Annotated in this window: 5 protein-coding genes and 1 pseudogene; all 6 read right to left on the reverse strand. The window is 40.0% G+C overall.

Annotated features, from left to right (window positions below; genetic code table 11):
* Nucleotides 1-2: 2 nt before the first annotated feature.
* Nucleotides 3-1,802, reverse strand: coding sequence for an FtsX-like permease family protein (locus AB3Y88_RS04680; RefSeq protein WP_261907633.1), 1,800 nt, complete (start codon nt 1,800-1,802; stop codon nt 3-5).
* Between the two features lie 12 nt (nt 1,803-1,814).
* Nucleotides 1,815-2,576, reverse strand: a complete 762-nt coding sequence (locus AB3Y88_RS04685) for an ABC transporter ATP-binding protein (protein WP_056961732.1) — start codon at nt 2,574-2,576, stop codon at nt 1,815-1,817.
* 394 nt (nt 2,577-2,970) lie between these two features.
* Nucleotides 2,971-6,590, reverse strand: a pseudogene (locus AB3Y88_RS04690) (glycoside hydrolase family 70 protein); the annotation flags it as partial.
* Between the two features lie 1,549 nt (nt 6,591-8,139).
* Nucleotides 8,140-9,366, reverse strand: a complete 1,227-nt coding sequence (locus tag AB3Y88_RS04695) for an ABC transporter permease (protein WP_228890041.1) — start codon at nt 9,364-9,366, stop codon at nt 8,140-8,142.
* Nucleotides 9,363-10,253: an ABC transporter ATP-binding protein gene (locus AB3Y88_RS04700; protein ID WP_056961736.1), complete on the reverse strand. Its 891-nt coding sequence runs from the start codon at nt 10,251-10,253 to the stop codon at nt 9,363-9,365. The genes AB3Y88_RS04695 and AB3Y88_RS04700 overlap by 4 nt, the downstream gene beginning before the upstream one ends.
* A 33-nt stretch (nt 10,254-10,286) precedes the next feature.
* Nucleotides 10,287-11,189, reverse strand: a complete 903-nt coding sequence (locus AB3Y88_RS04705; RefSeq protein WP_228890044.1) for a LysR family transcriptional regulator — start codon at nt 11,187-11,189, stop codon at nt 10,287-10,289.
* Nucleotides 11,190-11,306: the final 117 nt, after the last annotated feature.

The following is an 11,306-nucleotide window of genomic DNA, read 5'->3' on the forward strand; positions in this document are numbered from 1 at the left end:
TATTAATTTTCTTCACTCAGCACTATCTTTTGGTACAATAACACCAATCCGACATAGTACCCAAAGTATAACGCAGCAAAGAACGTAAATGGAATCCAAATTCCGTAATAAGGATTTCCCAACAAGCCTTTAAAAAGATTTAGTCCGAATAAAACATGCACCACTCCAACTAACGCAGGCAGCAAGAACAATAGCCCCACTTCCTTTTTAATTGCATTTCTAAGTAATTGAGGACGAACACCCAGCTTCCTTAACAATTCATAACGCCGTTTGTCGGCAAAAGCTCCAGAAAGCAACTTAAACATTAAACAACTGGCCAACATTGCCAAAAAAGCAATTCCCAGAAAAATCCCCATAAATTGCAGTCCTGAATAGAGTGGTTTAACAACCTTAAATGCATCATAACTACCACGAAAAGCTGCTTGGCTGGAAGCTGACATTTCCGTTGTTTTAGCAGCTTCGCTTTTTACCAACTTGTCCAATACTGCTTGCTTTGAAGTCAACCCTTCAGTTCTAAACAAGAATAAACTGCTTGTTGATCCCTCTTTTTTTGCAAAAGCGCGCTCACTAATAAAATGTGGGTGTCGTGTGGCAAACTTGGCTCCCATCGCTGTCATCAGATCTGTAGGGTCCTTTTGCAACTCAGCAACCTTCTGCCCACGATACACGCTTGTGAACGTGCTCTTTTTTGTCACTGGAATTTCAAATTTTTCCTGCTCAAACTGCTGCTTTATAAAATAAACATTCTGCTGATCGCTCTTAAAAAGATAGGTCACCTGTTTTTGCGGTCTCAATGCAGTTACAAGCTTTTTTTGCTGCGCAGTTGGTCCAACTAGACCAAGTGTATAAGCACTGCCTGCAGTAGCAGTTTTTTCAATTATATTATTAAATCCAATTCCTGTCGTAATGGCCCCCAAGGCAAGTGCAAACAGCATTGCGACTCCAGTCAAAATTTTTGTATAATCGTGTATGCGAAACTCTAACTGTCCTAATGTAAACGTGCGTAAACCCTTTTTAGCATTCTTTGTCTTTCGCAAAAAAGCTACTCCTGCTGTAATCACAGCGTTGAATAAGAAAAATGTACCAAATGAGAGCGTAAATAAACCAGTAGGAATAGTCTGCTGTTTCAAGACCAGCGGATGCATAATGAACCAATAACCTGTTCCTAACAATCCAAGTCCGCATAGCACCTGAATTATTTGTTTCCACCAAACAATTCGATGCCTGCTTATTTCTTGTGAGCTATGCAGCAGCTTCAATACCGATTTGCGCGTCATCACAAATGTATTGAAAAAAGCAGCTAACAGAAACAGCCCCAGATACATAAATAACGTCCAAATCACTGCCTTCCCCCAAAATGGGGCATAATGTTTAGCCGTCACGGAAAATAACTTCAGCACAAAGCTTTGCATTAAAGCACTCAAACCAATCCCGACAATAATCCCCAGCACCGTCGAAACTATCCCTACAAAGACTGTTTCAAGCCAAATCATTTGCCCAATCTTCTTGCGACGTGCCCCTAGAATCATAAACAAACCATAATCATGTTGACGCATGCTCAGCAGAAAACTGTTCGCATAGTTAATGTAGACAAACGTGATCAGCATTAATAAGACCGCACCAAAAGAAAAAATATACCCGATAATACTTACAAGTTGACCATTGGCATGCAGGTAAACGTTATTAGTCGCCAACGTCTCAAACAAATAGAAAATTGCACTTGAAATGATCAAACCCGAAAAAAGAATTAAATAATCTTTCCAACGGTATTTTATCGCGCTGATTGTTAATTTTCTTAGCATTCTACGCCCCCCTTACTTTTCAAAAGTTCCTAAGATATCCAATATTTCTTGGTAGAATTGTGTGCGACTAGCCTGGACCTGCTTCACCAACTCATGTTCGACCTGCCCATCTTTGATAAAAATAATTCTTTTACAAAAACTGGCCGAGAATGCATCATGTGTCACCATTAAAATTGATGTTTTCTGTTGTTCATTAACTCGGTACATCAATTCCAGTAATTCGCGTGCAGACTTGGAATCAAGTGCTCCTGTTGGTTCGTCACCAAATAAAATTGTTGGATCATGTACTAGTGCTCTTGCACAGGCTACACGTTGCTTTTGCCCTCCAGAAAGTTCACTGGGGTATTTTTCTAACAAATCAGAAATTCCTAAAGTTGCTGCAATTTTGACTACGCTATTTTCGATTGTTTTTGGTTTCACATTCTGCAGTGAAAGAGCTAACCCGATATTTTCTGCGGCAGTTAAATTCTCAAGTAAGTTAAAATCTTGAAAAATAAAACCGATCTCTTTGGCCCGGAAATCTGCTAATTGATTTCCCTTTAATCGGCTAACTTCTGTGTCATTGATTTTAACTGTTCCACTAGTGGGGTGATCAAAAGTTGCCAGCATATTAAGCAAAGTCGTTTTCCCCGAACCAGATGCCCCCATGATTCCTACAAACTCACCTTGTGCAACTTCAAAACTAATTGCTTTTAAGGCTTCATACTTTTTTTCAGTTTGCTTACCGTATACTTTTCGCAAACGTTCAACTTTAATAATTGTTTTAGCTTTCATTTCTGAACATCTTCTCCCATTCGTGGTGTAGTTAATTACTTATGTAACTAACCATATCACTGAACAACCTGAATTGCAATTAGTTTTTAATAACTTGCACAAACTCCGCAAAATCTCAGTTTGCAGTGCAAAATAAAAGGAACCAGGTCAAAAAGTATCTTTAGCCCAGTTCCTGCTTCAAATTTAAATTTCACGCAGCAAGAGTTTGGGACAAAAGGTAGTTGGCTGCACCTACCCCCGTAAGTCAGACAATTCCATCCCAAAATTTTCCGTCTTACGCTGTAATGCCCGCCAACTAAACGCCTTTTGTCCCACGCTCCACTTTTTTAATTAACTAAACATTATTAAATCCTAATTAACAGTTGCATAGTTCACTAAAATGTCAAGTTGTTCATTATAGCCACTCTTCACCTGAATCAGGATCATAATAATGCAACTTACCGTCAGCCTCTAAGACTGCATCACCCTTGACCTGAATTCCATCCGCTTTAAAGTAAAGGTGTTGACCTCTAATCGTTTGCTTACCTGTAACTGCGACTCCATTTTGATCAAGATACAACCATGAGCCATCCGGTAATTCTTTGAAATCATCTTTAACTTGGCGACCATCTGCATTGAAATACAAGGTTTGTCCGTTAATGACTTGTTTTCCCGTAACTGCAACCCCGTTTTGATCAAGGTACAACCACGAACCATCGGCTAGTTCCTTGAAATCATTCTTAACCTGACGACCGTCTGCATTAAAGTACAGGGTTTGTCCATTAATAACCTGTTTGCCAGTGACCGCTACTCCTTGATGGTCAAGATACAACCACGAACCATCACTGTCTTTACCAAACCCATCAATAACCATATCTCCTGTATTTTCAGCAAAATATCTGATGTTATTACTACTATCAATCACAGCTTTGCCCTTAACCTGAATTCCCTCAGAATCAAAGTATTGCGTTACCGTTTCACCATTTACCGCTGTAATTTGGGTCAATCCCTTTGCCATCGTGCCATCTTTGAAGAAATATCTCCAGTTGCCATCAGCTAGTAAATAATAACGATCGGCAACTTGTCGCCCGGCCTTGTTATAGTAGTAACTTTTATTACCATCTGACAAGTAAGCATCCCTTAACTCGATTCCATTAGGCAAGAAATAGTAGTTATAGCCGTTTATTTTATTAGCGCCCGTTACCATATAACCGTCATTATCAAAATAATACCAGTTATTCCCATCCTGAATAAAAGTTCCTTTAGCCTGATATCCACTGGTTGAATAAAAAGTAGTCTTATCATTCTCGGTTACAAAGCCTGTACTTGCCTTTCCTGCCAACAACTGATTAGGTAGAAAACTATTGTTGCTGGAGACACTGAAGTACTTATTCGTTGCCCAGTCTTTCAAAACATACCATGCTCCACGACCTTGAATATTAGAGCCATTGAAATATTTAGCTGACCATTCAGTGATCTTTTCATTAGGATTCATGGATTGTCCGGTTGAGATTTGCTTGGTCTTAAACAGATCTGGGTAAAGCTGTTTAATTTTATCTAAGAATGCGCCCCCATACATTGCCTGATATTGACCACCGCCAACAGTATGAGAATCATAGAGTGTATTATTAATTGCTGAATCCTGATCATAGATTCCAGCAGAATTTGTGCGTTCAGCTGTCACAATCTCCTCACCTGGAAGATTATAGATTTGATCTGGAACCCAGTCGTTAATTGCCTGAATTCCTTGGGCATGCAATGCTTTGATGGCGCTCAGAAGTTGTGCAACCGTCCCATATTTAGTTGGCGTATTGTACCCCACATCATAGCGATCAGTAAATGCATATCCATTTTGAACAACAGAGTCTAAGAAACTAGCATCCGTACTTGAGCGGTATTGCGGTGCTAACTCAAAACTTGTAATGCCTAAGTCCTTAAACAACTGTGCATTCTGCGCAATCTTGACATTGGTATACTCCGCTGTTTGTGTCGGCATTGCTTGAAAATTCGAAAATCCTTCAAAAATCACTTGTGAATCTAAAGCTGCATTAGAGTGAAATGTGCTTCCATCTGTTGAAACAGCAGTGCTGCTGGCAGTACGCGCATCTTGGGTACTGCTTGCTCCCACTGGAACCCAGGCGGCTAAGTAACCCGAAACCTGCGGATCACTGACTCCAAAAATCGAATCGCGCTTGAAGATTAACTGCCCTAAGTCGTTGGTGTACACTACCGGGGCCCCATCATCAGCAGAATAAACCTTTAGGCCTTCTTTAGTAGTCAGCAAAAGTGCGCGATAGGCTTGGTTTCGATGAGCTACACCCATGTTAACAACAACTTGATCACTTTGACTTAACTTCAAGTCTGGATTATTGCTTAAGACGACTGCCATCCCTTGAGTTCGCGTGTCAGCATCCCCGGTAGAGCTGGCAGACAGCGCATCTTTGCCGTAACGTACCGAAGTTAATACTCCACGGTAACTGCCACTGTCCATTGTGCTATCGCCTTGTACATACTCGACTCCCATATTCTGACCGCCAGAAACATATTTGACTCTGGCTTTTAACAAGGCTGTTAATGCATCGTAATATGGAGAATGCGCCGCCATATACTGACCATCATCAGTAAACAAGTCACCGTAATAGACCCGGGGAACTGTATCTTTATTCGTTAATAAAAGTGCATAAGACGAGGGAATGTTGTATGCGGTATACTTTTTATCAGCCTGTAATTCGTCTTGATTGTAAATCTTAAAGGCTTGTGCAATTTCTTCAGGGGTCACGGTCAATCCGTCAGAGTTTGGATTAATGTGATCTTTAATAATCTGTGCAATAACGGTCTGGACCTCGCTATCATGCGCCCGAATAAAAGAATAATTGGGTTGCGCTCCGCTTTCAGCTGCATTATCATTTGTACGATTAACTAAGCTGGTCGTCAGATTGGCTTCTAAGTTGCTCCGCTGACCCAGTGGCGTATTCAATGAGTATTTAAGCGCTAAGTGAATCGGAAAATCCATTGTTAATTGATTATTTCCATGTTCTTTAACATAAGCTGCGTCACTGCTCTCCCAGTCTTCTAGGATTGATAAATGACGATTGGCGTTAGCATCGTTCTGATTAGTTCCATATGCAGCTTTAAAATAATCACCTGCAATTTGTAACAAATCGGCATCAACATTATCGACTGCATCGACGCGATAACCATCAAAGTTGGCACTTGAATCATTGCCAGCAATAGTTCCGATATTCATCATATAATACAGCCAGTTCAGCTGTTCTGCCTGGACCACAGGATTTGAGTTATCAACATCGTTCGCTAAAAGCATTTCATAACCGCCTTGATTCTCGGTACTCGGAATCTGTCCTTCCTGATTCTTAGGCGTGCGGTTAAGCAATCTTGAATCCGAATTTGCAGCAGGAGTTAGGCTGCTGTTAACATACAACAAAGCCCCGCCTTGCAGATGATCGGTCCCTTTTGACTCACTTGTAATATTCCAATTAGGCTGTGCATCTACAAATTGTGTAATACTATTCTTCAACCAATCAGTACTGCCCACAGAGCTGATTTTGCTTTCGATGTTCTGTTGGACTTTGAAAGCTTCATCCGTCAATAATTGCTGATTGTCGTTACTAGCGAGCTTTACGTCAGTTCCCAATAATCCATTTTTTTGCATGTATTCCAAGTAAGCCAATTGTGTTGTTTTATCAGGCCACCATGTCATCAACAATGGTCTAAAGTCGGTTGCTGTTGAAGCCGTCCAAGTCGTCCCGCCTTTGAGAATATCTTTTGGGCGATACCAACTTTCAGCTGTCAAATATCCGTTTACCTGTGTAAAGTTGTCCGCAGATGCTGAATATGCTGCATTATGTTCATTTCCAATATTGACAAGGCCGTTCGTATATTGTTTTTCATTCGAAGTCAGTGCCCCTGTCTCATTGTCAAAATACATCACTTGTCCATTAACAACTGCAGTAAAATTTTTTTAACTTTTCCATCGTCACCCACAAAGTAGGTTTTTCCTTCGATTGTTTGAATATGTGTGTCGCCGGTAGATGATGCTGTTGTTACTGTCAAATCTGCTGTTTGTGTTGCGGTACTCGATGTTGCTGTTGGTGTGGAAATTGTTGCTGCTGTTTGTGTTGTGGTATCCGGTGTTGCTGTTGGTGTGGAATTTGTTGCTGGTGTTTGCGTTGCAGTATTCGGTGTTGCTGTTGGTGTGGAACTTATTGCTGTTTGCGTTGTGGTATCCGGTGTTGCTGTTGATGTGGAACTTGTTGCTGGTGTTTGCGTTGCAGTATTCGGTGTTGCTGTTGGTGTGGAACTTGTTGCTGTTTGCGTTGTGGTATCCGGTGTTGCTGTTGATGTGGAACTTGTTGCTGCTGTTTGCGTTGTGGTATCCGGTGTTGCTGTTTGCGTTGCAGTATTCGGTGTTGCTGTTGGTGTGGAACTTGTTACTGCTGTTTGCGTTGTGTTTTCGATTAACGGAGCTCCTAGCTGTGCCCCTGTATTCGGTGTTTGTGTTGTTTCAGGTGTCTGTGTCGTGGTTGCTGTCCCAGATTGAACCGTGTCCTTTGTGCTTGCAGTCGTTACCCCAGTCTTTTCAGCGGAATCTGGGCTGTCACTGGTTGTTTTCTCAGTAACCTGTACCTGTTTTGTTGTCATCACTGTATCAGCGTGCACATGTGCCCCAAAAGTACAATTAAGCCCCAATCCAAGTGCTAATGCAATCTCAGCCGTCACTAAGTATCGTTCAGGCTTGTTTAAAACAAGTTTTCGTTTATCTAATCTAGCCATATCCCTCATATGCCTCCCAATGGTATACAAAAATAGTTAAATTTCTGCAAAATGTGCTAAACGTTTAACACACGTCTATAAATTAGCATAGATTCTCCCTGCTTTCAATTCAATCTAAAAACATAATTACCGGTATCATGAAAAAACTAATCATATAATAAAAAATATTTAAGAACTATTTAAATAACCACATTTGTTTTCTTGGTTAATGCCTAAAACTATCATCAGATTTGCAAAATACTTTTATTACCCCATCTTTCATGTAAATTGCGAACAACCTACAGAAACATATCCTATTGTAATTAACCCAGCCGATAAATTACAAAACGCTCCCTAACAAAAAAAGCTAGGCTAAAATTTTAACCTAGTTTTCCTTATTCTTCCTCATAGCAATCCGTCATTCACCGCTAAACCAGAGCAATTATATACTGGAATGTTCGAGCCTGCCTCATTACACAGTACTGAAACTTATTCTTCGGCAACCTTTTTTAACTTTCAATCACAAACTATCGCTAATTATTTCAGTACTAAGTTCGTCATTTCAACTTAAGCCGCAAAGCTTTTTAATAACCAACAGTTTGGCCTTTCCTAATAAATTAGGGTAAAAGGTTTTAGCAGTTAAGCTTTTACCAGACTTGCTTTTTTGACTTAACTAAAATAATTTATTGAGAGTATGATAGTCGTCGCTAGAATTTGAATATTAACGCAGAATTACAAGCCGTGCGCATTCTCTGCGCTGAGCAATGCGCAGTTAGACGGAGAATTTTGACCCAGATATGCGACTAGCCGCAAGTTATTTAATCTTTAACCCTCTGCGGAAGCTCTTGAGCATTCCAACATCATCAGTTTGCAAAATCAACCCTGAATAAAGATTCCCCACATAAACACTCAAACCAACCGTACTTGCTAATAAAAGCAAAAGTGACAATCCTACTTGCCATCCGGCTGGGTGCTCATTGATCAGCCTGATTGGCATAAAAAAGGATGACAGGAAAGGAATGAACGAAGCAACTTTTACGATTAGATTATCATCTGTCTGTCCTAAAATTAGTGCCCCAAAGAATCCTACCATTACCAAATACATTACAGGTTGAATGGCCTTTGACGTATCTTCTGGACGCACAACCAGTGATCCACAAAGTGCCGCCAAAACCGTAAAAATAATTACCCCTAATAAAACATAGAGCAGGTTCAAATTTGCAAGATTGCCAAGTACTTTAGTAATCAGCTCATGATTTTCGTTGAAAACTTTTTTGGTAATTGCAAGCTGGGGAGCCATTAAGAAGAAAGCTATCCCCCCAAGAACATAAATCAATAAGTGCGTTATAATTACGCTCAACGTTCCCAAAATCTTACCGTAAAAATAATTTCTAGCGGGCATACTAGAAAAAATCACTTCCATAATTTTAGTACCCTTTTCCGAAGCAATATCTTGTGCAACGGTTGTTGTATAAGTAAGCAAGATAAAGTACATCAAAAATAAAAGCAGCATAAACGACACTAATTTAACGGCGTCATCATTATTCTTATCTACATGTGTAACTTTTTGTCTTAACTGCGGTGTCGTCTGCAACGCTGTCAATTGTTGCTGATTCAACTTGGCTTGCTGCAAATTTAAGGATTGCTGGTAGGCTGTCAAAACTTGTAAAAAGTGGCTACTTTGCGTCTGAGATAGCTTTTCTGTCCCATGATATGTTGCCTGCAATCTTCCAGCTGTCTTTTTAACCACTAAATAACCCTTGAGATCCTTATTTGAGAGTGCTTTTTGTGCAGTCGCGACAGTTTGATACCTTGTTGTTGTGTTTTTCTGATCAACAACCAATTGCTGCGTCAGTTGTTTTGGAGCAGCAATAATTGCCACTTTTTCAGCATTGCCTTTCGTTGCAGTTGCACTTAGATAACCAACTCCAAAGGAAAGCAACAAGAAAATAAAAGGTGAAAGTACCAGTAATAAAAAGCTCCATGATTTGACTTGGCGCCGATATGTCTCCAAAACAACAATTCCGATCTGCTTCATCATTCATCACCTGCTTTCAGTTTGAAAATTTCATTAAGCGTTGGCGGTTGTTGATCAAACGTTTGCACGTAGCTTCCGCCAGTTACCTTATCAAAAATAGCAGCACCACTTTTTTCATCGTCAATTACCAGTCGATAATTACCCTGCTTGGTCACTGAGACTTCAATTACATGCGGCATCTGCTGTAGTTCTTCTAAGGGCACAGCCGTCTTTACAAAAATGCGGGTCAAACCAAAACTTTCTCGGATAAAACGAATGTCGCCATCCAAAACAACTTGTCCCGCGTTAACCATCACTAAATCATCACACAGTTCTTCAACATTGGTCATATCATGGTCTGAGAAGATAATAACTGCTCCACGCTTCTTTTCATCTAAAATAATATGCTTAAGCAAGTCTGTGTTAACTGGATCCAACCCGCTGAAGGGTTCATCTAGAATGATTAGCTTTGGCTCGTGAATCAGCGTACAAATCAATTGAACTTTTTGTTGATTTCCCTTTGAAAGACTTTTAATCTTGTCTTCACTTTTTCCTTTAACCTGCAACCTAACCAGCCATTTTTCCAGTCTTTTACGGATCTCGTGGTTAGTTAACCCCTTCAAGTTCGCTAAAAACCGCACTTGTTCAAAAACTGTTAATTTGGGCATCAGACTTCTTTCTTCTGGTAAATAGCCAATCTCTTGATACGTTTTGGCCGTGATTTTTTTATCTGCAAAGGTAATCTCCCCCTCAGATTCGACAAAATTCAAAATACTATGGAAAATAGTCGTTTTCCCGGCACCATTTTTCCCAATTAGACCGGTAATTTTCCCTGCGTTGGCCTTGAAGCTGATCCCTTTTAGAACCTTCTTAGCCCCAAAGCTTTTATGTAGTTCCTTAATTTCAAGCATTAAGCTCCCCCTTAGTCGTATTTAGCATGAACTTTAGCATCCATCATATTTATTCGTAATCAAGGTTTCTCTAATAGAATCCAAAATTTGCTGCTGTAATTTATTAAAAACGTGCGAACGGCGATAAGCGATATTCGTGACAAAAGAAGGTGCATCCGGGTCACGTAATTCAAGACGAACAACGTCTGAACGCTTTGTTTTAATTGTAGCGGTCAAAAATCCAATCCCGACTCCATCGGCAATCAAATTAATCAAGCTATGTGTCCCATTGGAACGAAAGACAACATGTGGCCGAAAATGACTCCGTTTAGCTAATAAATTAAAAGCTTGATTATGAACAAAACCATCTTTAAATAGCACAAAATCTTCAGCTTTCAAATCAGCAAAACTAACCGTCTTTTGGTGCGCTAGCGGATGCGTGCGCGCCACATAAATCACAAAAGGTTGCCGATCAAATTCCTCAGTGATGATTTCCTCATTGCTGAGCGGATCAATTGAGCCCAATAATGCAAGATCTACTTCCCCAGTCTGTAAAGCTTCCAAGGTAGTTTTAGAACCATATTCCATCGTTTGGATTTTATCCAACAATTTCTGTTCTTTCAAACGCTTCGCAATTCGTGGAAAATAATTATTTTCAATAATCGGCGGTAATCCTAATGAAAGCTTTTTCTGGTGACCTGCAAGAATTTCTCTTTGTAACCACTGATAATGCAGCATAATATCGGTAGCATGTTCAAGTAACTGCTGTCCACTTTCAGTAATAACAAGTCTTCGTTGTGCCCGATGCCTAATAATTAACTTTGCATTCAGTTCATTTTCGAGTCGTTGCAATGCAAATGTGATCGTCGGTTGACTCACCCCAAATTTTTGTGCTACTTTAGAGAAATTTTTCAGCTGTGTTAAGTTGATAAAATATTCAAGATCTTTAGTATTCAATCTGCCCACTTCCTCCCCCTAGAATCAATGTGCTCCATTTATTATAAATTATTCTTATTATTAGATACAACCGTGATTGTCAGCAACGGTTGTAAAATGTTGGAAAATACCGATTAG

The organism is Liquorilactobacillus satsumensis (assembly GCF_964065465.1).
Taxonomy (GTDB): Bacteria; Bacillota; Bacilli; order Lactobacillales; family Lactobacillaceae; genus Liquorilactobacillus; species Liquorilactobacillus satsumensis.